General features: G+C 56.8%; 20 protein-coding genes and 3 pseudogenes. 11 read left to right on the forward strand and 12 right to left on the reverse strand.

Annotation, left to right across the window (positions count from 1 at the left end):
* Positions 1-14: 14 nt before the first annotated feature.
* Positions 15-989, reverse strand: a complete 975-nt coding sequence (phnD, locus tag C1J05_RS06565) for a phosphate/phosphite/phosphonate ABC transporter substrate-binding protein (RefSeq protein ID WP_114869552.1) — start codon at positions 987-989, stop codon at positions 15-17.
* 63 nt (positions 990-1,052) lie between these two features.
* Positions 1,053-1,711: pseudogene (gph, locus tag C1J05_RS22100) on the reverse strand (phosphoglycolate phosphatase).
* Between the two features lie 232 nt (positions 1,712-1,943).
* On the opposite strand from gph, the gene hutI reads away from it, so the two are divergent.
* The 7 genes and pseudogenes from hutI to C1J05_RS06605 all read left to right on the forward strand — a co-directional run bounded on the left by hutI (position 1,944) and on the right by C1J05_RS06605 (position 9,349).
* Entirely contained in the window at positions 1,944-3,158 is a 1,215-nt protein-coding gene (gene hutI / locus C1J05_RS06575; protein ID WP_114869553.1) for an imidazolonepropionase, read from the forward strand.
* A complete protein-coding gene (gene hutH, locus C1J05_RS06580; protein ID WP_114869554.1) occupies positions 3,155-4,678 on the forward strand; it encodes a histidine ammonia-lyase in 1,524 nt (507 codons plus the stop codon). The genes hutI and hutH overlap by 4 nt, the downstream gene beginning before the upstream one ends.
* Positions 4,675-5,466, forward strand: a complete 792-nt coding sequence (gene hutG, locus C1J05_RS06585) for an N-formylglutamate deformylase (RefSeq protein ID WP_114869555.1) — start codon at positions 4,675-4,677, stop codon at positions 5,464-5,466. Before hutH ends, hutG begins: the two co-directional genes overlap by 4 nt.
* Positions 5,463-7,148 (forward strand): urocanate hydratase, encoded by a 1,686-nt coding sequence (gene hutU / locus C1J05_RS06590; protein WP_114872162.1) that lies wholly within the window; start codon positions 5,463-5,465, stop codon positions 7,146-7,148. Before hutG ends, hutU begins: the two co-directional genes overlap by 4 nt.
* A gap of 19 nt (positions 7,149-7,167) precedes the next feature.
* Entirely contained in the window at positions 7,168-7,929 is a 762-nt protein-coding gene (locus C1J05_RS06595; protein ID WP_254684722.1) for an aromatic ring-hydroxylating dioxygenase subunit alpha, read from the forward strand.
* A 138-nt stretch (positions 7,930-8,067) separates the two neighbouring features.
* A pseudogene (locus C1J05_RS06600) lies at positions 8,068-8,319 on the forward strand (transposase); the annotation flags it as partial.
* A gap of 70 nt (positions 8,320-8,389) precedes the next feature.
* Complete coding sequence (locus C1J05_RS06605) at positions 8,390-9,349, forward strand: IS481 family transposase (protein ID WP_114872163.1); 960 nt, start codon at positions 8,390-8,392, stop codon at positions 9,347-9,349.
* Here the strand turns inward: C1J05_RS06605 and C1J05_RS06610 are convergent.
* Together C1J05_RS06610 and C1J05_RS06615 are read right to left on the reverse strand one after the other, a co-directional pair.
* Entirely contained in the window at positions 9,346-10,539 is a 1,194-nt protein-coding gene (locus C1J05_RS06610) for a glycosyltransferase (protein WP_114869556.1), read from the reverse strand. The two genes, C1J05_RS06605 and C1J05_RS06610, sit on opposite strands and share 4 nt — an antisense overlap.
* A gap of 8 nt (positions 10,540-10,547) precedes the next feature.
* Positions 10,548-11,576, reverse strand: coding sequence for a DegT/DnrJ/EryC1/StrS aminotransferase family protein (locus C1J05_RS06615; RefSeq protein WP_254684723.1), 1,029 nt, complete (start codon positions 11,574-11,576; stop codon positions 10,548-10,550).
* Between the two features lie 80 nt (positions 11,577-11,656).
* Between C1J05_RS06615 and C1J05_RS06620 the strand changes: the two genes are divergently transcribed.
* A complete protein-coding gene (locus C1J05_RS06620; RefSeq protein ID WP_114868636.1) occupies positions 11,657-12,616 on the forward strand; it encodes an IS5 family transposase in 960 nt (319 codons plus the stop codon).
* Positions 12,617-12,827: 211 nt separating this feature from the next.
* Here the strand turns inward: C1J05_RS06620 and C1J05_RS06625 are convergent, their stop codons facing one another.
* Entirely contained in the window at positions 12,828-13,775 is a 948-nt protein-coding gene (locus tag C1J05_RS06625) for a hypothetical protein (RefSeq protein ID WP_114869557.1), read from the reverse strand.
* 36 nt (positions 13,776-13,811) lie between these two features.
* Complete coding sequence (locus C1J05_RS06630; RefSeq protein ID WP_114869558.1) at positions 13,812-14,492, reverse strand: acetyltransferase; 681 nt, start codon at positions 14,490-14,492, stop codon at positions 13,812-13,814.
* 318 nt (positions 14,493-14,810) lie between these two features.
* Here C1J05_RS06630 and tnpA point away from each other — a divergent pair, with 318 nt between their 5' ends.
* Entirely contained in the window at positions 14,811-15,227 is a 417-nt protein-coding gene (gene tnpA / locus C1J05_RS06635) for an IS200/IS605 family transposase (protein WP_114869559.1), read from the forward strand.
* On the opposite strand, the pseudogene C1J05_RS06640 reads toward tnpA, so the two are convergent.
* From C1J05_RS06640 to C1J05_RS06665, 6 genes and pseudogenes are all read right to left on the reverse strand, one after another.
* Positions 15,179-15,493 (reverse strand): annotated as a pseudogene (locus C1J05_RS06640) (hypothetical protein); the annotation flags it as partial. The gene tnpA and the pseudogene C1J05_RS06640 sit on opposite strands and share 49 nt — an antisense overlap.
* A 296-nt stretch (positions 15,494-15,789) precedes the next feature.
* A complete protein-coding gene (gene glnT, locus C1J05_RS06645) occupies positions 15,790-17,121 on the reverse strand; it encodes a type III glutamate--ammonia ligase (protein WP_114869560.1) in 1,332 nt (443 codons plus the stop codon).
* Between the two features lie 67 nt (positions 17,122-17,188).
* Complete coding sequence (locus tag C1J05_RS06650) at positions 17,189-18,529, reverse strand: FMN-binding glutamate synthase family protein (protein ID WP_114872165.1); 1,341 nt, start codon at positions 18,527-18,529, stop codon at positions 17,189-17,191.
* A gap of 10 nt (positions 18,530-18,539) precedes the next feature.
* Positions 18,540-19,223, reverse strand: a complete 684-nt coding sequence (locus C1J05_RS06655) for a GXGXG domain-containing protein (RefSeq protein WP_114869561.1) — start codon at positions 19,221-19,223, stop codon at positions 18,540-18,542.
* A gap of 1 nt (position 19,224) precedes the next feature.
* Entirely contained in the window at positions 19,225-20,121 is an 897-nt protein-coding gene (locus C1J05_RS06660) for a class II glutamine amidotransferase (protein WP_114869562.1), read from the reverse strand.
* Between the two features lie 99 nt (positions 20,122-20,220).
* Entirely contained in the window at positions 20,221-20,877 is a 657-nt protein-coding gene (locus tag C1J05_RS06665) for a helix-turn-helix domain-containing protein (RefSeq protein ID WP_114872166.1), read from the reverse strand.
* 253 nt (positions 20,878-21,130) lie between these two features.
* Here C1J05_RS06665 and C1J05_RS06670 point away from each other — a divergent pair, with 253 nt between their 5' ends.
* Together C1J05_RS06670 and C1J05_RS06675 are read left to right on the forward strand one after the other, a co-directional pair.
* Complete coding sequence (locus C1J05_RS06670; protein WP_114869563.1) at positions 21,131-22,438, forward strand: multicopper oxidase family protein; 1,308 nt, start codon at positions 21,131-21,133, stop codon at positions 22,436-22,438.
* Complete coding sequence (locus C1J05_RS06675; protein ID WP_114869564.1) at positions 22,420-22,863, forward strand: c-type cytochrome; 444 nt, start codon at positions 22,420-22,422, stop codon at positions 22,861-22,863. Before C1J05_RS06670 ends, C1J05_RS06675 begins: the two co-directional genes overlap by 19 nt.
* The last annotated feature ends 97 nt before the right edge of the window (positions 22,864-22,960 follow it).

Consider the following 22,960-nt stretch of genomic DNA (forward strand, 5'->3'; position numbering starts at 1 on the left):
CGCCCGATCATGTCTTATTCACACGCATAGCTGACGCCGTTTGCGGCGTCGATCTTGCGGATCACATCCCAGAATTCCTTGTAGGTCATCGGCAGGAACTGGCCCTCGTTCGATTTCTCGAATTCGGCTTTCAGTGAACTGCCTTCCCATTCAAAATTGAAGAACGCGTTGCGAATTGTCTCTTTCAGTTCCGGGGTCAGGTTGTGGGCGGTGCCAAATCCTGTTGTCGGAAAGGTTTGTGATTTGTAGATCGAAACGACCTGATCGGGTTTGATCACGTCCCGCTCGATCATCCGGCTCATCACGGAATTGGCGATGGCGGCCGCGGGATAATCCTTGTTCGCCACGCCAAGAATCGAATTGTCGTGCTTGCCCGAAAACACCGGCTCGAAATCCGTTTCCGCTTCCAGACCGAAATCAGCCTTGAGAATCGCAGACGGTGCCTTGAAGCCGGAATTCGACGTCGGTGAGGTAAAGGCCAGTTGCTTGCCCTTGATATCCGCGGGCGTTTCGATGCCGGAATCAGGATAGGTGATGATCTCCATCTCGTATCCGAAATTGCCATCTTCCGAGGCCATGATGGTGAACGGATTGAAACCTGCGCAGTTTACAGCCAGCGGGTTAGATCCGGTGTTGAACCCTGCGATATGCAGACGTCCGGACCGCATCGCCTCAATCTGTGCCGCATTGCTTTGCACTGGAAAGAACACCACGGATTTTCCGGTTTCTTTTTCCAGATGCGTCAGGAAATCAGACCATGCTTCCTTGTAGACGGCGGGATCTTCGACCGGTGTATAGGCAAAGATCAGAGTGTCTGGATCAACCTGTTGTGCGGGATCTGTTGGTGTATCCGCAAGCAGATCACCATCAGCGTCGCAGAACATTTTATCAAGATCGCCGCGCGGGCAATCCTGGGCTGCAGCAGGGCCGGCCAAAGACATGACAAGGGCCAGTGCCGCACCAGACAAGAGTGTATTTGTGTGTTTCATGTGTAATCCTCCCAATCCGGACACGCTAGCGTCATGAACCGGATTCACAAGACAAATTTACGGTCACTTGGATGGCAGCAGCCCGTGTTGTGCCCAACTGGCAAAGCGCTGTTCGGGTGGCAGGGGCAGGGGCGGGCCATTCAGATATCCGCCTTCGAACAGGACAAATGTAACCGACGCATTGCGCGCGGTTTCAAAGTCCACCGTACTGTCCCCGACATAGACAACCTCGTGCGCCGCACATCCCAGCGCGTCGACGCATTGCAACAGCGGGGTCGCATCCGGTTTTTTGGGCTTGCCCTCTTCGGCGCCGGCGACAATGTCGAAATACTGTGACAACCCCATTTCATCACAAATGGCGCGTGCCGGGCCCGCGGGCTTGTTCGTGCAAACCCCCATCGCAGCCCCGCCGCCCGGAAGGCGTCAAGGGCTGCCATGACGCCGGGATAGGGTCGGGTCAGCGTTGTCATGTTTTGCCGATAATAACCGTGAAACCGGTCAAGCGTCTGGCGCATCAGACCATCATCGAAATCCCCGGTTGCGCGCAAGCTGCGTTCGACCAGCTTATCCACGCCATTGCCGATAAAGGATGTGACGGTTTCCAGATCAAGCGGGCCACGACCCAAGGGTGCAAGGGCTGCATTGGCGGCAGAGTGCAGGTCTGGCGCGCTGTGGATCAGCGTGCCATCAAGATCGAAAATAATCGCTTTTGTGTTTTGCATGGGGCATTCTTACTGCGCGGTGCGGGGCAACGCCATCCCGCAAAACGAGTGGTCTCGGTGTCCCAAGTCAGGAAGGTTTGTCTTGAACAGATCATAGTCCTGAACGTTCTGATCTGTAGGACAGGGGCGAAGATAGGTTAGGCCGTGTGCCAAAGGGCCTTCTATTTTGTATAGACATAATAACATTAATCGCATAACCAATTTGACATCACCAAAATCGAAAGCTTCCCCCATGTCCCAGACAGAACCCTATGTTCTTACCGATGCCCGGATTGCGACACTGGCTGACGGGGCCGATGGCTACGGGATGATCGAAGGTGGTGCCGTTGTCGTAAATGATGGACGGATCGCGTGGGCCGGTGCGCTAAGCGATTTGCCAGATGAATACGCAGCATGGCGCCATCTGCCGCAACAGGGCAGACTGATCACGCCGGCGCTGATTGATTGTCATACCCATATCGTGTTTGGCGGCAACCGCGCGCTGGAGTTTGAAATGCGCCTGAACGGCGCAAGCTATGAAGAAGTTGCGCGCGCTGGCGGCGGTATCGTGTCGACCGTGCGTGATACGCGCGGCGCGTCCGAGGAAGAACTGACAGCGTGGGCCTTGCCCCGGCTGGACGCGCTGATCGCCGACGGCGCAAGCGTTGTCGAGGTGAAATCCGGCTACGGGCTGGATATCGAAACCGAACTGCGGATGCTGCGTGCAGCGCGCGCGCTTGGGACGGTGCGCACGGTGCAGATCAAAAGCACATTTCTGGGGGCGCATGCCACAGCGGCCGAATATGCAGGCCGTAACGACGCCTATATTGATGAGGTGTGCATTCCCGCCCTGCGCGCTGCCCATAGCGAAGGATTGGTGGATGCGGTGGACGGATTCTGCGAAAACATCGCCTTCAACCCCGACCAGATCGAACGCGTGTTCAAGGTGGCCCGTGAATTGGACCTTCCGGTAAAGCTGCACGCCGAACAGCTAAGCCATCAGGGCGGCACAGCCCTTGCCGCACGGTATAGCGCGCTGTCGGTCGATCATGTGGAATACGCAACCGAACAGGATGCGCGGGCGATGGCGGCAGCAGGGTCGGTTGCAGTGATCCTGCCGGGCGCATTTTACACCATCCGGGAAACGCAGGCACCCCCGATCGCGGAATTTCGCAAGCACAACGTGGCGATGGCGCTGGCCACGGATTGTAACCCCGGATCATCGCCGCTGACATCGCTGTTGCTGGCGATGAACATGGGCTGCACCCTGTTCCGGATGACACCCGCAGAAGCGCTGGCCGGTGTCACGTGCCACGCTGCAAAGGCGCTGGGCATCCCGGACAAGGGGTGTGTTGCCGCCGGATATTGCGCCGACCTGGCCATCTGGAATGTGCAGGCCCCGGGTGAATTGGCCTATCGCATAGGGTTCAACCCGTTGCACAAACGGATCGTCGGAGGCGCTATATGATCGTTCTGGAACCGGGCGCGGTGACGCTGGAAACATTGCGCGACCTTTATCGCGATGGCACAGCGACGCGGCTGGCGGACAGCGCGCGCGCAGGTGTCGAGGCGTCGGCGGCGGTGGTGGCAAGGGCCGCAGCAGGGGAGGATGCCGTCTATGGCATCAACACCGGCTTTGGCAAACTGGCCAGCAAGAAAATCGCCCCCAAGGACACGGCGACCTTGCAGCGCAATCTGATCCTGTCCCATTGCTGCGGTGTCGGTGATCCGCTGCCTACGGACAAAACCCGCCTGATGATGGTCCTGAAATTGCTGTCGCTGGGGCGCGGGGCATCCGGTGTGCGCTGGGATGTGATCGCCCAGATCGAAGTGATGCTGAAACACGGCGTGATCCCTGTAATTCCGTCTCAGGGTTCGGTTGGGGCATCGGGCGATCTGGCCCCGCTGGCCCACATGGCCGCAACCATGATCGGCGCGGGCGAGGCGCAGTATCAGGGCCAGCGCATGTCCAGTGCCGATGCTTTGACCAAAGCGGGCCTGCAGCCCATTGTGCTGGGCCCGAAAGAGGGGTTGGGCCTGATCAACGGCACCCAGTTTTCTACGGCCTGCGCGCTGGCGGGCCTTTTTGAAAGCTGGCGCATGGTCGAAGCATCGATGGTAATCGCATCGCTGACCACCGACGCGATCATGGGTTCCACAGCGCCGCTGATGGCGGGCATCCACGATCTGCGCGGCCACGCCGGACAGATTGATGTGGCCCGCGAAATGCGCGCCATCATGGACGGGTCCGAAATCCGCGAAAGCCATCGCGAAGATGACACCCGCGTGCAGGATCCGTATTGCATCCGCTGCCAGCCACAGGTTGTCGGGGCCGCGCTGGATGTGTTGCGCGCCGCTGCCCGCACCTTGCAGATCGAAGCCAACGCCGTAACTGACAATCCGCTGGTTCTGGTGGACGAGGGCCAGATCGTATCGGGTGGAAACTTTCATGCTGAATATGTCGGTTTCGCCGCCGATCAGATCGCGCTTGCCGTGGCTGAAATCGGGGCCATTGCCCAACGCCGCGTCGCGTTGATGGTGGATCCGACGCTCAACCATGATCTGCCGCCGTTTCTGACGCCCGATCCCGGGCTGAACAGCGGTTTCATGATCGCCGAAGTGACAACAGCGGCGCTAATGAGTGAAAACAAACACCTCGCGAATCCCTGCGTGACAGACAGCACCCCAACCTCTGCCAATCAGGAGGATCACGTAAGCATGGCGGCCCATGGTGCGTTGCGCCTTGGGCGGATGACGCAAAACCTGTCGGTCATTCTGGGGGTCGAAGCGATGTGTGCAGCGCAAGGGATCGAAGCGCGCGCGCCGCTGGTCACATCGCCCCCCTTGCAGGCGGTGCTTGCGATGGTGCGCACCCGCGTTCCCAGTCTGAAGGAAGACCGCTATCTTGCGCCCGACATAGAAGCGGCCAGCGCGATGGTACGATCCGGCGATTTTGCCAGAACCGCCAATGTCGCGGTGCCGTTTTGAGCGTGGACATCGAAATCCTGCGCGGGGACAGCCCGCTGATTTTGGGCCTGCCGCATACCGGCACGATCCTGCCGGATGCGGTGCGAACAGCGCTGAACGACACCGGTTTGGCGATGGCTGATACCGACTGGCACATTCACGATCTTTATGACGGTCTGGTCGAGGGCGTGACCACCGTGCGTACGCCGGTGCACCGCTACGCCATCGACGTGAACCGCGACCCGACCGGGGCCAGCCTTTATCCGGGGCAGAAAACCACCGGTCTGTGCCCGCTGACCGATTTTGACGGCCACGCGATCTATCAGTCGGGTGCAGAGCCTGACGCGGACGAGGTTGAACGCCGCCGCCTTGCCTATCACGCGCCCTATCATGCCGCGCTGAAAGCGGAATTGACCCGCCTGCGCGCGCTTCACGGTTTTGCCCTGCTATTTGATTGCCATTCGATCCGATCCCGCATCCCGTTCCTGTTTGACGGCACGCTGCCGGATTTCAACATCGGCACCAATGAAGGGGCAACCTGCGATACCGCCATTCAATCGGCGGTGCTGGCGCGATGCACTGCCGCCAAAGCCTATAGCACGGTGTTGAACGGCCGGTTCAAAGGCGGCTGGACAACGCGCCATTATGGCCGCCCCGAACAGGGGTGGCATGCCATTCAGATGGAACTGGCGCAATCGACCTACATGATCGAAAGCCCCCCGTGGAGCTATCTGCCCGATCGTGCCCGGACAACACGCGCGATCCTGAAACCCATCCTGACCGATCTGACCCAATGGAGGCCCGCATGAGCGATCCAAGACACAATATCCGTGATGTTTTCCCCGCCACCGGCACCGAAATCACCGCAAAAAGCTGGCTGACCGAGGCCCCGATGCGGATGCTGATGAACAATCTGCATCCCGATGTGGCCGAAAACCCGCATGAGCTGGTGGTTTATGGCGGCATCGGGCGCGCGGCACGTACATGGGCCGATTTTGACCAGATCGTGGCGTCCTTGAAATCACTTGAAGCGGATGAAACCCTGCTGGTCCAGTCGGGCAAGCCGGTGGGGGTGTTCAAGACCCATGAAAACGCCCCCCGCGTGTTGATCGCGAATTCTAATCTGGTGCCGCACTGGGCCAACTGGGACCATTTCAACGAACTGGATAAGCGCGGGCTGGCGATGTACGGCCAGATGACGGCCGGATCGTGGATTTACATCGGCACGCAGGGCATCGTGCAAGGCACCTATGAAACCTTTGTCGAGGCAGGGCGCCAGCACTACGGCGGCGATCTGACCGGCAAATGGATTCTCACAGGCGGTCTGGGTGGGATGGGCGGTGCGCAGCCGCTGGCGGCGGTCATGGCCGGCGCGTGCTGTCTGGCGGTGGAATGCAATCCCGACAGCATCGATTTCCGCCTGCGCACGAAATATCTGGACGAAAAGGCCGAAACGCTGGACGAAGCACTGACGATGATCGAGCGCTGGACCAAGGCGGGCGAGGCGAAATCCGTGGGCCTTCTGGGCAATGCGGCGGATGTGTTTCCCGAACTGGTCAAACGCATGAAAGCAGGCGGCATCCGCCCCGACATCGTGACAGATCAGACATCGGCGCATGATCCGCTGAACGGCTATCTGCCGCAAGGCTGGAGCATGGGCGAGTGGCGGGCAAAACGCGAAAGCGATCCCAAGGCCGTTGAAAAGGCGGCACGCGCCAGCATGAAAGTGCATGTCGCCGCGATGGTCGATTTCTGGAATGCGGATGTGCCGACACTGGATTACGGCAACAACATAAGGCAGGTCGCACTGGAAGAAGGGCTGGAAAACGCTTTTGCGTTTCCGGGATTCGTACCCGCCTATATCCGCCCGCTGTTCTGTCGCGGGGTAGGGCCGTTCCGCTGGTGTGCCCTGTCGGGTGATCCCGAAGACATTTACAAGACGGATGCCAAGGTCAAGGAACTGATCCCGGATGATCCGCATCTGCACAAGTGGCTGGATATGGCGCGCGAGCGCATCAGCTTTCAGGGCCTGCCCGCGCGCATCTGCTGGGTTGGTCTGGGCCAGCGCGACAAGCTGGGTCTTGCGTTCAACGAAATGGTGCGCACCGGCGAGTTGAAAGCACCGGTGGTCATCGGGCGCGACCATCTGGACAGCGGTTCGGTGGCCAGCCCCAACCGCGAAACGGAAAGCATGAAGGACGGATCGGACGCGGTCAGCGACTGGCCGTTGCTGAACGCGTTGCTGAACACCGCAAGCGGGGCAACTTGGGTATCCCTGCATCACGGCGGCGGCGTGGGCATGGGGTTCAGCCAGCATTCGGGCATGGTGATCTGCTGTGACGGCACAGCCGAGGCCGATGCCCGCATCGCACGGGTTCTGTGGAACGATCCGGCAACCGGCGTCATGCGTCACGCGGATGCAGGGTATGACATCGCGCTGGACTGCGCGCGCGAGAACGGGTTGAATTTGCCGGGGATTCTGGACCGGTAAAGTCACGAAAGGTGTGCGGATGTTTCTGAAGAACGCGTGGTACGTCGCAGCATGGGATCACGAGATCACGCGGGATCTGCAACAGATCACCGTTCTGGGTGAAAAGATTTGCGTATTTCGTCTGGAATCCGGTTATCTTGTCGGGCTTGGGGACGCGTGCCCGCACCGCAAGCTGCCCCTCTCCAAAGGCCGGATCAAGGGCGATCATGTGGAATGCGGCTATCACGGGCTGACATTTGATTGCGCCGGGCAATGTGTGTGGGCGCCGGGCACCGGGCGCATCCCGTCCGAGGCGCGCGTGCATGCCTATCCTTTGCACGAAAAATACGGGCTTGTCTGGATCTGGATGGGCAATCCCGCGCTGGCGGATGCGTCCGAAATATTCGAGATTGAAAACTATGATCAACCCGATTGGGGCATCAATCGTGGGGCCGCGATGGAGCTGGACTGCAATTGTCTGCTGATGTGCGACAATCTGCTGGACCCGACCCATGTGGCCTGGGTGCACGAAGGCAGCTTTGCTAGCGCCGCCACCAAGGACACGCCGTTGCGGGTGACCAAGACAGACAGCGGCGTGATCTTGCGCCGCTGGATGATGGATCACGAACCGGCGCCGTTTTATAAGAAGGTGATCGGCTTTCAGGGCAATTGCGACAGGCTTCAGCATTACGAAGTGCGCTATCCGTCCCATGCGCTAACCAGGGCGGTGTTTACCCCGGCCGGACCCTGCGGGCCGGATGGCCCGCGGCGACCTTTGTCATGGACAGCTATAATTTCATGACCCCACGGCTGTTTAAGTGTATAGTCCGGCATCTGCGGCCCGCGAAGTTGCTGGGAGCAAATGCCCAATATATTTTCTCCTCTGGGTCTCTGAAAGATACGGAGAGCTACATTGAATTGTGAAATGCCGCTATTCTAGGACCGCGGATATGATGCCGACTGGTTCAGAGAAGCGTTAAAAGACAGAGGGATACGCGCATGTATCCCCGGCAGGAAACAACGGAAGAAAACCGTCAAGTACGACAAGCGCCGATACAAACGGCGCAACCGGATCGAGATCATGTTCGGCAGGCTCAAGGATTGGCGGCGTGTGGCAACCCGCTACGACCGCTGCCCGAAGGTCTTCCTCTCGGCCGTCGCCCTCGCCGCAACCGTCATCTATTGGCTATGAGTCCTGACCCTAGCTGTTTGATCCCACGGTTTGATGGTGCGATCCTTTCTCAGGAATGGAAGGAAGCACTATGGGACAAGTTCGTCACGGGAGCGCCACGACCACGCACGCCGTCAGAGCTGCAATACAGCGATCGCAAGCTTCGCTCGCGCAACTGAGCCAGGAACTTGGCATCAATCCCAAGACGGTAGCGAAGTGGCGCAAACGCCAGTCCGTTGAAGACCTGAAGACGGGGCCGAAGGAGCCACGCTCGACGGTTCTAACCGAAGCCGAGGAAGCGACCATCGTCGCATTCAGACGGCATACATTGTTGCCGCTGGACGATTGTCTCTATGCTCTGCAGCCGTCCATCCCACATCTGACGCGTTCGGCGCTGCATCGGTGCCTGCAGCGACATGGCATCTCTCGATTGCCTGACGTGGAAGGCGACAAGCCGAAGCGCCAGAAGTTCAAGCGCTACCCTATCGGCTTCTTCCATATCGACATCGCCGAGGTGGAAACCGCTGAGGGCAAGCTTTACCTGTTCGTCGGCATTGACCGCACAAGCAAATTTGCCGTGACCCAACTTGTCGAGAAGGCAGACAGGAAGACAGCCTGGGAGTTCTTGCAGCACATGCTCGAAGGTGTGCCTTATCAGGTGCATACCATTCTGACAGACAACGGCATTCAGTTCGCAGAGCAGCCTAGAAACCGCAACACCATCTATTCCCGGGCAATGCGCTTCGACATGATTTGCGAGGCCAACGGGATCGAACATCGCCTGACGAAGCCCAACCACCCGTGGACCAACGGCCAGGTCGAGCGGATGAACCGGACGATCAAGGACGCGACCGTCAAACGCTTCCACTACGAAAACCACGATCAGTTGCGAACACACCTCGCCGACTTCATGGCGGCCTACAACTTCGCACGCAGGCTGAAGACCCTCGGCGGTCTAACGCCCTACGAATACATCTGCAAAATCTGGACATCAGAGCCAGATCGATTCATCATCAACCCGATCCACCAGATGCCGGGACTGAACACCTAGCATTGCTCCACGGCGCTCCAAATTTCATTACCCATTACTTCTCGCCTTGCGTTACCCTCGGAAATCAAAAGATCGACATCCACTGGTTTTGGCTTAGAAGCTAGCGCTATTCGCATGGCGCGTTCCAAATCTTCGGAATTGTTCAGCTCAAAAAACTGCGTCACCAAGCTCGATATTTCCCTATTAACAGGAATGTCGGATACAATCGTTTGAACACCTAAGGAAATTGCATCGAAAATGCTTCCGCCACCGGGGCCTCCTTCAAAAGAAGTGGGCTGAACAACTGAAATCGCTCCTCTCATTATCGCTATCTGATCAAGTTTAGGGATTAGGCCCAAAATTCGAACAGATTTTTCTACACCGTGATTTGATATAAAGTTTTTCAATGTTCCCAATCGATCCGAAACCCGATGATCGTTAGTGCTACCGGTCAAAACGAGTTCCAAATCGGGGTGATCCCGTTTAACATTTGCAAAAGCTTCGACTGCAATTTCGTGATTTTTGTGAATCCAGAACTGATTGGAGATCAAAAAGTACTTTGGGGCTAAGCCATATTTTTTCTGAGCTATTTTAATGTCGGTTCTAAACCATTCCAATTTGGCAGAAGCAGAAAAACTCAATGGCGTGATTTTTTCCTCCTTACCTGGGAAAAATTTCTGCGCATCTTCCCTCACTGCCTTTGCGTTTACAAAAATTGTATCTGCATGCGACAAAAGTCGCAGAATACTCCGATCCCGACCTTCTCTCGCTTTAGCTGTGAAATTATCTGGCAAATGCTTGTGTTGAAAATCATAATGGTATCCAAACCATGGGATGCCTAAGGGAGACTTCGGCGGTCGTGTAAACGGCCCCACGATTTCGACTGAATGTTGCTTGCATAGCCTTGCGAGCGCAGCATCCTTACGATAGCAAACAAGAACGGGAACTTCGGGAAGGCCCGCGTCTTTAAGACGCTTTAGACCGCCTCGCCAACCTTCATCAGAACCTTGAGGCATATACCGCTCTCTTAACCGGTTGAACGCATTTTGGCTTCGCTTCGTACGCATGATAACAACGACTTCCCGACCCTCGGAAGTTCTCACGAGAGCGTCGACAAATGCCACGATGAAATCAGTAGCGCCCGACAGGTCGGAAAAATCCCCAGCCAATATACCGATCTTATTGATTTTTTTAATTGCTCCCTTCTGCATAATTCGCTCTACTTTTCATGAAAATTGTTAACTATGTCACAAATACGGGTCACGTCTAAGTCGGATAATCCCGGCCAACTTGGAAGGCTAATTCCACGAGAGGCTACTCCTTCAGCGATAGGAAGCGCCTGGCATTGTCCACTATACATGGGCATGGTGTGAATCGGGAAAAAGAGCGGCCGCGTTTCAATCATATGTTGCTTTAATACTTCCCTTAAGCCATCCCGGTTCGCTGGCTCCTGGGCCAGCAGTGAAACAATCCAATGACTATGATCAGTGTCGTCATTCGTGGCCTGAAAAACCCAAGACGAACCTTCAAGCTGATTGCGGTAAAGCTCGGCAATTTGACGTTTTCGGTAGAGATATTGGTCGACCTTGGAAAGTTGGGCCAGTCCTATTGCCGCACAGATATTGGTCATTCGGTAATTGAAACCGATCACATCATGCCAATACTCGCGACCTTCCGCGAGCCCTTGGCCTTTCATCCGAACGGCTTTTTCAAAGACGGACTTATTCTTTGCAATTAGCATTCCACCTTCGCCAGTCGTAATGGTTTTGTTTCCGAAAAAGCTGAAAGTCGCTACATCACCGAACGTGCCAACATGTTGCCCCTTGTGCAACGTGCCGATCGCCTCTGCGCAATCTTCGATAACGAACAAACTATGCTCTACGGACAAAGCTAAAATTGCGGTCATATCACACGCGCAACCATATAGGTGAACCGGCATAATAGCCTTCGTTCTCGAGGTGATCTTGCTGCGGGCATCTTCTACAGAAAGTTGCCAGGTATCAGGTTCGCAATCGCAAAACACGGGTTTCGCACCGGTGTAAGTAACAGCGTTTGCTGAGGCGATATACGTCAGCGTTGGCACCAAAACCTCGTCACCAGGTCCAATCCCAAGGGCGGCTAAGGCCAAGTGCAGCGCGACGGTACCGTTGCACACTGCAGTCGCGTGTTCGGCGCCTATGTATTCAGCGAATGCATCTTCAAAACGGAGAATAAATTCTCCCTTGGACGATATCCAAGTGGAATCCAAGCACTTAAGGAATCTCTGAAGAACTTCCCCATTTTGGCGTGATTTGGTATGGTTTCTGCGGATGAGAGAGGAGCCCGCCGATGCCCAAACAGCCTGCCATTCCCGGCCTTGGTGATGCGGTGAAGAAGAAGGTGACGCGCCGCGAGAAGTTCCTGTCGGAGATGGATGCGGTGGTGCCTTGGGGTCGTCTGTTGGCGCTGATCGAGCCGCACTATCCGAAGGTTGGGTCAAAGGGTGGTCGGCCACCGATGCCACTGGAGACGATGCTGCGAGTGTATTTCCTTCAGAGCTGGTACGCGCTGAGCGATCCGATGGCCGAAGAGAGCCTGTATGACAGCGAGGCCATGCGCCGGTTTGCCGGTATCGAGCTTGGCGATGACCGCATCCCCGACGAAACAACGATCCTGAACTTCCGGCACCTGCTGGAGAAGCATCAGCTGACCGAGAAGCTGTTTGCCGAGGTGAATGCCTATCTTGCCGACAAGGGCGTCACGCTGCGCTCTGGCACGTTGGTGGATGCGACGATCATCGATGCGCCGTCCTCGACCAAGAATGAAGCCAAGGCCCGCGATCCCGAGATGTCATCCACCAAGAAGGGTAATGACTGGTACTTCGGCATGAAGGCCCATGTTGGCGTCGATGCAGACAGCGGCATCGTCCACAGCCTGGAGACCACCACTGCCAAGACCCACGATAGCCAGGTCTGGGACGAACTGCTGCACGGCAACGAAACATCCGTCTGGGCGGACAAGGGCTACGTGCATTCCGAACGAGAGGCGGCCTTCACCAAGGATGCAGGCCGGTTCTGGGGCGTGATGCGCAAGGCACCCAAAGGTGGCGAACTGGATCCGCTCGACGTGCAGATCAACCGGATCATCGCAAAGGTCCGGGCCAAGGTTGAGCACCCGTTCCGGATCCTGAAGCGCCAGTTCGGCCACGTGAAGACGCGCTACCGTGGGCTGGCCAAGAACCGGGCGCATCTGTTCACGCTCTTCGCCCTCGGCAACCTGTTCATGACCCGGAGAAAGCTGGCAGCATGAGGCAGAGTCTGCCCAAAAACGCCGAAACCGCCACTCAGGCGGCCGAAACAGCGGGAAAATCGCTGGAAATGGGACGTCTGACGCCCCAAACTACCTTCAAGCCGGCACGGCGGCGAAGCCGAAGGCGTTGATCAGACGTTCCTTAAGGACATTTTCTCGTTCCTCTGGACCGATATCGGGAACGTAGATTGGTATAGACTTGGTCATTGCTTTAAACTTCCACTCCGAATGCCCTCTTCCATCCATCGCTGAAAAGAGGTCCAAAATCGCTCAATGCTCCAGTGTCGCCAGTCAACACATTTACAACCTCGCAACTACCGATCAGTTCCGTCCGCCCAAACCCACCCAACAGAGTCAAACTTCCCTGCTTGTTTCGTGCTTCACGCACATGACACGGAAAAGCTTTCGTTTCTCCAATTGTATCAATAATTTCCCCAGCCCGATCTTCTCTAACGAAGAAGAGGTTACTGCCCGTTCGGTTGCTTCCCAAAAGTACGTAACCCTTTGATTTACCCAGCACCTCAAGCGCCTTGTACGATGCGCCATAATAAAGATTGGAAAAGTGTGCCAATGTTCTCACAAAGTCATCTCTATACGGGATTGTGAGCGGCAACATGTCTCCGAAGTTGCTATTGTATTCCACGACTACAATATGAGGAGAGACATTTTTGATAGCATCCCAAACCCAATAGTCATTGCCATCGATGTCGATACTGAGAACTCCAATCTCACCGCTAAATCCTGCGGAAGCGATCAAATCTTCGATGTTGCTCCGTGTGATGAATGCAGCTACAGCGGTTAAATCGTGACGCCAGCTTATGGAATCATTCGTAATCGTTGCAACCATTTCTTTCGAGCCGTCCAATACAAGGCCTCTCCAGTTTCTGTTTTTCAAAAGAAACCGTGTGTTACTCTCCCGATAATTCTCGACGCCGAATTCGATGAAATTTGGGGGAATGCAACCAAGCTTGAAAATCAGCCACTCTAAAATTCCGTCTTCGCCCCACTGCGAGAACACAGAAAACTCGACGTCGGCCAAAGACTTTACAGAATCTACCTGCGCTACTTGGCGCGCCGCGATTTGACCAAATAAAAATTTCTGATTTTCGGCTTCGATGCCGAACTTGGTGGCTACCGTCTTTCGGCGAAATATACGCATTAGCAAGTGATTTCCCTAATTATCCACGCACGGATTCTAATTTCGGGCCATCGGACGCGCGGGATTTCCGACCACGGTCGTATATGGCGGGATATCTTTGGTTACGACCGCTCCCATACCGACAACGGCACCCTCTCCGATCATGAGCGGTTGCCCACGTTTCCCGTGTCGTATCACAGCACCGGTCCCAATATAGCTATGATCTCCGATCGAAACAAAACCGTTACAGCATACCGATGGCGCAAACGTGACAAAATCTCCTATTTCACAGTCATGGGCAACGTAAGCATTTATGTTTAGATGGAAAAAACGACCTATTCGGCAATTCGAAGTAGCGATACTGTTGTCACAGAGCACAGCGCCCTCTCCAATATCTACAGCGTCATAGGTAACGGCACTTTTTGCCCTAAAATCCAATGGCTTTACACGCTGAGCCAGAAATTTCTCCGAGATTCTCTGCCTGATCTTTGAATCACCTATTCCAACATTGAAGAACTTTTTCGATGCGGTATCTGCAAAAAACTCGTTTTCAGACAAGACGCCGTGTCCGTTAACAACAGCATCCGACAGGTCACGATCTACAAATACCAGCTCGACGCTTTCTGAAATAGATTTTAGAGCTTCCGAACTGTACCGGGCTATGGGCATGATTTCCTTTGCGAAACCACCTGCTCCCACAACACCAACCAAAATTCTTTCGGTCCTCGCCAAAGCCATCGGCACCTCGCTCCATCTTTACTGCCTCTTCTAAGTCTTTTTATTGGATAAGCAAGACCACTACGGCCCTACATGTGGTGACCTGATTTCTGGGAAAGCCTTGATTTGCTGAATGTATTTTATTCTGTTGAATATTTTTCACCACCGGAAAATCATTACAAATAATTGGAACCCTAGTTGTTTAATGTCCACTCTTTGGAGTAAACTCACCGACTTCCAGTCGGTATCGCTTTAGCGTGAATCGAAGAGCGGATGTCCTTACCCTCCGGAAAATGAGCCGCAGCCGGGTCGAAGGCTCATTTTCCGGAGGGTAAGGACATGCAATACGACACCGGCAGCCACTGCGTTTTTTACCACCGTTACCACATCGTCTGGTCGACGAAGTATCGCTATAAGGTGCTCACGGGTGATATCCGGTTGCGCGTGTGGGATATATGCCGTCAGGTTTGCCGCGAGCGAGGCGTCGACATCATCCGTGGCGTGCTGTCGAGTGATCACGTCCACATGTTCGTGTCGGTGCCGCCGAAACTAGCCATCAGTGACCTGGTGCGGCTGATGAAGGGGCGATCCTCCCACAAGATCCAGCGCGAGTTCCCACAATTGAAGCGCAGGTATTGGGGCAGGCGCTTTTGGGGGCGCGGATACTCCTCGACGACCAACGGTGCCATTAAAGAAGACATCGTACTTCAGTACCTTGAACAGCATATCGCAGATCCTACCGCCGCCAGCCGGTAGTCGTTCAGTTCCGGTCTCGGGTGGATCGGGTTCAGAATGAATCGATCTGGCTGCGAAGTCCAGATTATGCAGATGTATTCGTATGGCGTGAGGCCACTGAGTATCTTCAAATGACGAGCCTAATTGCATGCATCGAGGAAGTTGGCCAGATGTGTGCAGAGTTGGTCGTGGTGCTAGTAGTAAAAGCGCTTCACAGTGGCGTCTTTAATCCTGGGGTTCATGCGCTCGACTTGGCCGTTGGTCCACGGGTGGTTTGGCTTGGTCAGCCAACAGCGGCCCCCAGCGCAGGCCAAAGCGTTCGCGTCAACCCCGACGTTCTGGTTGCATGTGCCATTGTCTTCCCTTTCAGTTCGTCCGCCGCCGCATCTGGCGTATGCACTCTGTGTGTGATGCCAAATCAGGCCGCACACACCCGTTTGTTCCGGATTAGAGGCACGCCTTGACCACGAAGGGAATAAAAATGCGGCACTCAGGGAAATTTAGCGGCCAAAACAATGACTGGCGATATCGCCGCTCAGCCATGCCATCCGTCACGTTGATAAGGAAAACAGTGAGGTGTCGTTCAGATATCCAGCGTGTTACTGCGTTCCCATTCGCTGAAATGGGCACAGAAATCATTCCATTCCAGATGCTTCATTTTCAGGTAAGCGGCCGAGAATTCCGCGCCCATCGCCTGTTTCAGATCGGTATCGGCGTCATAGGCGCGCAGTGCATCCAGCATGTTCAGAGGCAGCTTTGGCGCATCCGTCACGGTGTGGCCTTCGGCATACATGTCTATATCGTGCCGCTTGCCGGGATCGGCCTTTGATGCCAGACCGCTTAGTCCGGCGGCGATGATGACAGCCTGCAAGAGATAGGGGTTGGCGGCACCGTCCGGCAGGCGCAGTTCAAACCGGCCGGGGCCGGGAACGCGCACCATATGGGTGCGGTTGTTGCCGGTCCATGTCACCGTATTGGGCGCCCAAGTCGCACCCGACATGGTGCGCGGGGCGTTGATGCGTTTATAGCTGTTGACCGTCGGATTGGTGATCGCGGCCAGGGCGCTGGCATGTTTCATGATGCCACCCAGAAAATGCTTGCCACGTTCGGACAGGCCCAGTTCGCCCGTGGGGCTGCTGTCTTTTTCGCCGGCGAACACATTTGTCGTGGCTTCATGACCCGGCGCATCCCAGACCGAGATGTGGGCGTGGCACCCGTTTCCGGTCAAACCCTCGACAGGTTTGGGCATGAAGGTCGCGCGGAAGCCGTGCTTTTCGGCGACCGATTTCGTCATGAATTTGAAGAACGAATGTTTGTCGGCTGTTCCAAGGGCGTCGTCGAATTCCCAGTTCATTTCGAACTGGCCGTTCGCATCCTCGTGATCGTTCTGATAGGGGCCCCAGCCCAGTTCCAGCATGTAATCGCAGATTTCGCGCACCACATCATAGCGCCGCATCACCGCCTGCTGGTCATAACAGGGTTTGGCGGCTGTGTCGTACGGATCAGACAATTCACGCCCGTCTGGCGTTAGAAGGAAAAATTCGGCCTCGATACCGGTTTTGACATGCAGTCCCTGCTGAGTTGCATCGGCAATCTGGCGGCGCAACACGTTACGCGGGGCCTGTGCGACATCTTCGCCTTCCATGATGCAATCTGCGGCCACCCAAGCCACTTCGGGTTTCCACGGCAATCGGATCACCGATGCCGGGTCCGGTACGGCCAGCATATCGGGGTGGGCGGGCGTCAGATCAAGATAGGTGGCAAATCCGGCAAATCCGGCGCCATCCTTCTGCATGTCTTCGATGGCCTGGGTCGGCACCAGTTTCGCACGCTGGCCACCGAACAGATCGGTAAAGGAAATCATGAAGTACTTGATATCGTTTTCCTCGGCGAACGCCGCGAGATCCTTGGTCATGTAGATTGTTCCTTTTCCCTGTTGTCTGTTTTTTCGGGCGTGCCTTTTTGCGATGCCCTTTGTTTGGTTAAAACCCCGCCTTGCCGGGATACCAGTTTGTGCCTGCCAGCGGAACCTGAGCCATGGCGGCGGCTTCCATTGTCAGCGCCACCAGATCTTCGGGTTCAAGGTTGTGCAGATGGTTCTTGCCACAGGCGCGCGCGATGGTCTGCGCCTCTAGCGTCATGACCTTGAGGTAGTTTTTCAACCGCCGCCCGCCTTCGATCGGATCAAACCGCGCCATCAGTTCGGGGTCTTGCGTTGTGATGCCCGCAGGATCGCGCCCCTCGTGCCAGTCGTCATAGGCGCCTGCTGTGGTGCCCAGCTTGTTATATTCGCTTTCCCATTTTGGATCATTGTCGCCCAGTGCGATCAGGGCGGCGGTGCCGATAGCCACCGCATCCGCCCCCAGCGCCAGCGCCTTGGCCACGTCCGCACCGGACCGGATACCACCGGAGATCACCAACTGTACTTCGCGGTGCATACCCATATCCTGCAGCGCCTGAACCGCGGGACGGATGCAGGCCAGCGTGGGTTGACCCACATGTTCGATAAACACGTCCTGCGTTGCGGCGGTGCCCCCCTGCATCCCGTCCAGCACGACAACGTCAGCCCCGGCCTTGACCGCCAGAGTGGTATCGAAATAGGGCCGCGCACCCGCGATTTTCACATAGATCGGCACCTGCCATCCGGTAATTTCACGCAGTTCCAATATCTTGATTTCCAGATCGTCCGGCCCTGTCCAATCGGGGTGGCGACAGGCCGAACGCTGATCGATGCCTTTGGGCAGATTGCGCATTTCGGCCACACGATCGCTGATCTTCTGGCCCAGCAACATGCCGCCGCCACCGGGTTTTGCACCCTGACCGACGACGATTTCAATCGCGTCGGCCTTGCGCAGATCATCGGGGTTCATGCCATAGCGGGATGGCAGGTATTGATAGACCAGTTTCGACGATTGCCCGCGTTCCTCGGGTGTCATGCCCCCGTCGCCTGTCGTGGTCGACGTGCCGGCCGCATTCGCGCCGCGCCCCAATGCCTCTTTGGCGGGGCCGGACAGCGCGCCAAAGCTCATGCCAGCGATAGTGATCGGAATGTCCAACTGGATCGGCTTCTTGGCAAAACGCGTGCCCAGCGTGACAGAGGTGTCGCATTTTTCACGATACCCTTCCAGCGGGTAGCGCGAGATCGAGGCCCCCAGAAACAGCAGATCGTCGAAATGGGGCACCTTGCGTTTGGCACCGCCGCCGCGAATGTCGTAAATGCCGGTGGCTGCGGCGCGCCGGATATCGCTGTTGATGTCCTGCGAAAAAGTTGCCGACTGGCGCGGTGTGGTGTGTGGAATGCGGGTGCGCGTTTCGTCGCTCATGGACATGTCCCTAATAGGCCGACGCGTTGTCGACGTCGAAATTGTAAAGCTTGCGGGCTGATCCGTAGCGGGTGAAGTCTTCGGGGTTGGCATCGGCACCTGCGCGCGCCAGCAAATCCTTGAGGATCGCAATATGTTCGGGGCGCATTTCCTTTTCTTCGCAATCCGCCCCAAGGCTTTTGACACTGCCACGCACGAACAGGCGCGCCTCGTAGATGCTGTCGCCCAATGCATCGCCCGCATCGCCCAGCACAACCAGATTGCCTGATTGCGCCATAAAGGCCGACATATGGCCGATATTGCCGTGCACGACGATGTCGATGCCCTTCATCGAAATACCGCAGCGCGAACTGGCATTGCCCTTGATCACCAGCAATCCGCCATGGCCGGTTGCACCGGCATACTGGCTGGCGTCACCTTCGATCACGATGGTCCCCGACATCATGTTTTCGCCCACCCCGGGGCCGGCAGATCCATGAATGTTGATCGTCGCCTGTTTGTTCATGCCGCCGCAGTAGTACCCTGTTGATCCCTTCACCGTCACTTCGATAGGGGCATCCAGCCCAACGGCAATCGCGTGGCTGCCCCTGGCGTTCACGATTTCCCACGCGGTCTGGTTTGTCGTGCCGGTCTGCGCGTGCAGCGTTTCATTCAGCGCGCGCAGACCCTGCGCCTCAAGATCAAAGACCTGCATGTCAGTGGCTCCAGAAATAGACGGTTGCGGGTTCGGGTTCCCAGACGTGGGCGGCGTCTATGCCGGGCAGGTTAACCAGGGCGCGGTATTCGCTGCCAAAGGCCACATATTGTTCGGTTTCCGCCATCACCGCGGGTTTGCAGGCAATCGGATCGCGCACCACACCGAACCCGTCCTTGGTGCCGACGACAAAGGTAAAGAAACCATCCAGGTCTTCCAGCGAGCTTTCCAGTGCTTCGCCCAATGTGCTGCCGGTCTGCATTTTCCAGCTGAGATAGGCGGCCCCGACCTCAGTATCGTTTTCGGTTTCGATCTGCATGCCCTGATGGCGCAGTTTGCGACGCAGGCTGTTGTGGTTGGACAGCGAGCCGTTGTGCACAAGGCATTGATCCGCGCCGGTGGAAAACGGGTGAGCGCCCATTGTGGTTACTGCCGATTCCGTGGCCATGCGTGTGTGGCCGATGCCATGGGTGCCCTGCATCCGGTCAATGCCGAACCGGCGTGCCACATCTTTGGGCAGGCCGACCTCTTTATAAATCTCGATGGCATCACCCGCACTCATGATGCGCAGATCGGGGCGCAGTGCGCGCGCCGCGCGCCGCGCCGCATCCATCTGGGCGGCGGGCACTTCAAGAACGGCGTGGGTGTCCAGTTTGCGCAAGGTGACGGGGGCGCCGATGGCTTCGCCCAGATCCTGATCCAAAGTTGCAAAATCTGCATCCGGTGCCGGCGATTGCACCGTCAGTTTAACGGTCTTTGCCATGCGATCCCCGTAAATCGCAATGCCGGCACTGTCGGGGCCGCGATCCGTCATCGTGATCAGCATATCGGTCAGCAGGCCGCCCAGTTGCGGTTCAAGTGATTTGTCTTTCAGGAACAGCCCGACAATCCCACACATTGCATTGATCCTTTTGCTTAACGGGGTGACTCGGACGCTAGCATTATTGAAGGCTGCCTTCAACTGACAAGAATAATACTTTCCTGTCAGGGATGGGCGTCATCCGCCTTGCGGGTACGAGATGATCGAAAGATAGCGGGCAGGCAGTTTGACCAGAATTTCGGGTCCGTGGGGCGCATCGGCATCGAAAAACAACGTGTCGCCCGGTTTCAGGGGATAGACCGTGTTGCCGTGCCGGTAATCCACTTCGCCTTCCAGCATGTAAATGGTTTCGATCCCGTCATGCTGGAACGTGGGAAACACATCGGATTCTTCGGTCAGTGTGATCAGATAGGGTTCCACGATCACCCCACTGGCGTTCGATCCGATATGACCAAGCAGGTTGTACTGGTGCCCCGCGCGCGTGCCCATGCGCTGGGTTTCCACACCTTCACCGGCTTTGGTCAGAACGGCAAAACGGTTTTCCTCGAACCCGCGAAAGAACGATGTCAGCGGCACGCTTAACGCATTGGCCAGCGCCTGAAGCGTGGTCAGCGATGGCGAGGTGTTGCCGTTTTCGATCTTTGACATCATGCCGACGGACAGGCCGGTTGCTTCGGCCAGTTCATTCACCGTCATGTTCTGTTGTTTGCGAAAGGCGCGCACCTCCTTGCCAATCGCCACCTCAAGCACCTTTTCGCGGCCATCGCGAACGCGATGCGGATCCTGACCAAGCGCGCTGTTGCCCGTGGTGCGTTTCGCCGATTGAGATGCCATATCAGTCTTTCGCCTTTTGTCCTGCAACGGGCGGGCAAACGATGCGCGCCGCGTTCGGGAAAAGGATAAACATGACTTTGGGAAAAAGAACACCATCTTCCCCGTCAGTAGCCCCTGCGCTTAGTTGCGATGGCGGATCAGGCCCGGCACGGAAATGTGAAGCCGAAAATGTTTGACCCTCCAGCAGGGGGAAGGATTAGATGATCATAAAGCGGCGCACCCGTGCCCGCCCATTCGATACAGAAGGCTTGCGATGAACAGACGCGATTTCCTGATGACCGGCAGCGCGCTGGCGGTTTTCCCCAGAACCGGTTTTGCTGCGGCCCCGTTTCTTTTGCGGGCCGAGCCTGTCACAGCGCAGATTTTGCCCTTGGGCGACGGGGCAACGGTCATGCTGGGCTTTAACGGGTCCACACCCGGTCCGGAAATGCGCGCGCGTCAAGGCGATACCCTGCGCGTCACGTTTGAAAACGGGATTGATCAGGATTCGGCCGTGCACTGGCACGGGATACGGTTGAACAATGCCATGGACGGTGTGCCGGGCATGACGCAACCGCCGGTTCTGCCCGGCACAACTTTCGACTACGCGTTCAAAGTGCCCGATGCCGGCACCTATTGGTACCATTCGCACAACAGATCATGGGAGCAGGTGGCCCGCGGCCTTTACGGCCCCCTGATCATCGAGGAAGACGCGCCGCCGGACGTGGATCACGATATCACCGTGCAGATCGACGATTGGCGATTGTCGGAAATAGGCGAACAAGTCGGCGGCTATGAAAACCTGCATGATTGGTCACATGCAGGGCGCATGGGAAATTTTGCGCGTGCCGTCTTTGATGATAGCATCACGTTGCGCCATGGTGATCGTGTGCGCCTGCGCCTGATCAACGTCGCGACCGCGCGGGTGTTTCCGATCGAAGTAACTGGCGTGGCGGGCAAAGCCGTTGCGCTGGATGGCATGCCCTTGGCTGCACCCGAAGACATCGGCCAGATCACGCTGGCACCTGCACAACGCATGGACATCATTGCAGATGTCACCGCGCAGGGCGGGGTCGGTTTTGTGTTTCAGACGCGGCAGGGCCCATATGATCTGGGCATCATTCCCGTTGACGGTACACATCCCGCACCGCGTCAATCAGACATCGCCGCGCTGGCCCCCAATCGTATGCCGCCGCCTGATGTCGAAAACGCCATATCGCTTGATCTGCGGATGGAAGGCGGCGCGATGAGCAGCGTCGCCACCCGCGAGGCGATCTGGCTGTTCAACGGCCAGTCGGGCATGTCTGATGATCCGTTTTACATTTTTGAACGCGGGCAAACGGCGCGGGTCACGGTGCGCAACGACACACGGTTCGCGCATGGCATCCACCTGCATGGACACCATTTTCACGAGGTTCAGCCGGACGGGTCGCTGGGGCACTATCGCGATACAACGCTGATCGGGCCGGACGAGACCCGCGATATTCTGTGCGTATTTGACAATCCGGGGCAGTGGCTGATGCATTGCCACATGCTGGGTCATCAGGCGGCGGGTATGAAAACATGGTTCAAGGTGCTGTGAAACGCGTCGGTGTCATACTGCTGTTGTGGGCCGGTCCCGCCGGTGCGGGCCACGAACTGGAAAACCGCGACCTGACAAACGGTGCCACGCTTTATGCGCAACACTGCGCCGCGTGCCACGGGACCAATCTGGAAGGGCAACCTGACTGGCGATCGCCGGGGGCGGACGGTATCTTGCCCGCCCCGCCGCATGATCGTACCGGCCACACATGGCATCACAGCAATGCGATGCTGTTCGATTACACAAAACTGGGCGGTCAAAGCGCGTTGGCGGCCCTTGGCGTGACGGATTTCACCAGCGGGATGCCGGCCTTTCAGGATGTGATATCTGATCAGGACATCTGGGATATTCTGGGGTACATCCGTTCAACATGGCCCGCGCGTGAACAGGCCGTTCAATCCGGCCAGAACCCACCGCACGACTGATCCCTGACAGAGACTGCCGCCCGACCGCGCGCCATTTGACTTTGGCCCCAAATCGCTGTTGGGTCGAAGTTTGCAAAACAGGCGATCAACGGCCCTG

Source organism: Sulfitobacter sp. JL08, assembly GCF_003352045.1.
Classification (GTDB): domain Bacteria; phylum Pseudomonadota; class Alphaproteobacteria; order Rhodobacterales; family Rhodobacteraceae; genus JL08.

Coding starts and splice junctions, on each gene's coding strand:
- C1J05_RS06605 (WP_114872163.1), top strand. CDS start 8,390: ATGGGACAAGTTCGTCACGGGAGCGCCACGACCACGCACGCCGTCAGA.
- C1J05_RS06610 (WP_114869556.1), bottom strand. CDS start 10,539: ATGCAGAAGGGAGCAATTAAAAAAATCAATAAGATCGGTATATTGGCT.
- C1J05_RS06650 (WP_114872165.1), bottom strand. CDS start 18,529: ATGAGCGACGAAACGCGCACCCGCATTCCACACACCACACCGCGCCAG.
- C1J05_RS06670 (WP_114869563.1), top strand. CDS start 21,131: ATGAACAGACGCGATTTCCTGATGACCGGCAGCGCGCTGGCGGTTTTC.
- C1J05_RS06675 (WP_114869564.1), top strand. CDS start 22,420: ATGGTTCAAGGTGCTGTGAAACGCGTCGGTGTCATACTGCTGTTGTGG.
- glnT (WP_114869560.1), bottom strand. CDS start 17,121: ATGACCAAGGATCTCGCGGCGTTCGCCGAGGAAAACGATATCAAGTAC.
- C1J05_RS06660 (WP_114869562.1), bottom strand. CDS start 20,121: ATGTGTGGGATTGTCGGGCTGTTCCTGAAAGACAAATCACTTGAACCG.
- C1J05_RS06665 (WP_114872166.1), bottom strand. CDS start 20,877: ATGGCATCTCAATCGGCGAAACGCACCACGGGCAACAGCGCGCTTGGT.
- tnpA (WP_114869559.1), top strand. CDS start 14,811: ATGCAATACGACACCGGCAGCCACTGCGTTTTTTACCACCGTTACCAC.
- C1J05_RS06620 (WP_114868636.1), top strand. CDS start 11,657: ATGCCCAAACAGCCTGCCATTCCCGGCCTTGGTGATGCGGTGAAGAAG.
- C1J05_RS06655 (WP_114869561.1), bottom strand. CDS start 19,223: ATGCAGGTCTTTGATCTTGAGGCGCAGGGTCTGCGCGCGCTGAATGAA.
- C1J05_RS06630 (WP_114869558.1), bottom strand. CDS start 14,492: ATGGCTTTGGCGAGGACCGAAAGAATTTTGGTTGGTGTTGTGGGAGCA.
- hutU (WP_114872162.1), top strand. CDS start 5,463: ATGAGCGATCCAAGACACAATATCCGTGATGTTTTCCCCGCCACCGGC.
- hutI (WP_114869553.1), top strand. CDS start 1,944: ATGTCCCAGACAGAACCCTATGTTCTTACCGATGCCCGGATTGCGACA.
- C1J05_RS06595 (WP_254684722.1), top strand. CDS start 7,168: ATGTTTCTGAAGAACGCGTGGTACGTCGCAGCATGGGATCACGAGATC.
- hutH (WP_114869554.1), top strand. CDS start 3,155: ATGATCGTTCTGGAACCGGGCGCGGTGACGCTGGAAACATTGCGCGAC.
- C1J05_RS06625 (WP_114869557.1), bottom strand. CDS start 13,775: ATGCGTATATTTCGCCGAAAGACGGTAGCCACCAAGTTCGGCATCGAA.
- phnD (WP_114869552.1), bottom strand. CDS start 989: ATGAAACACACAAATACACTCTTGTCTGGTGCGGCACTGGCCCTTGTC.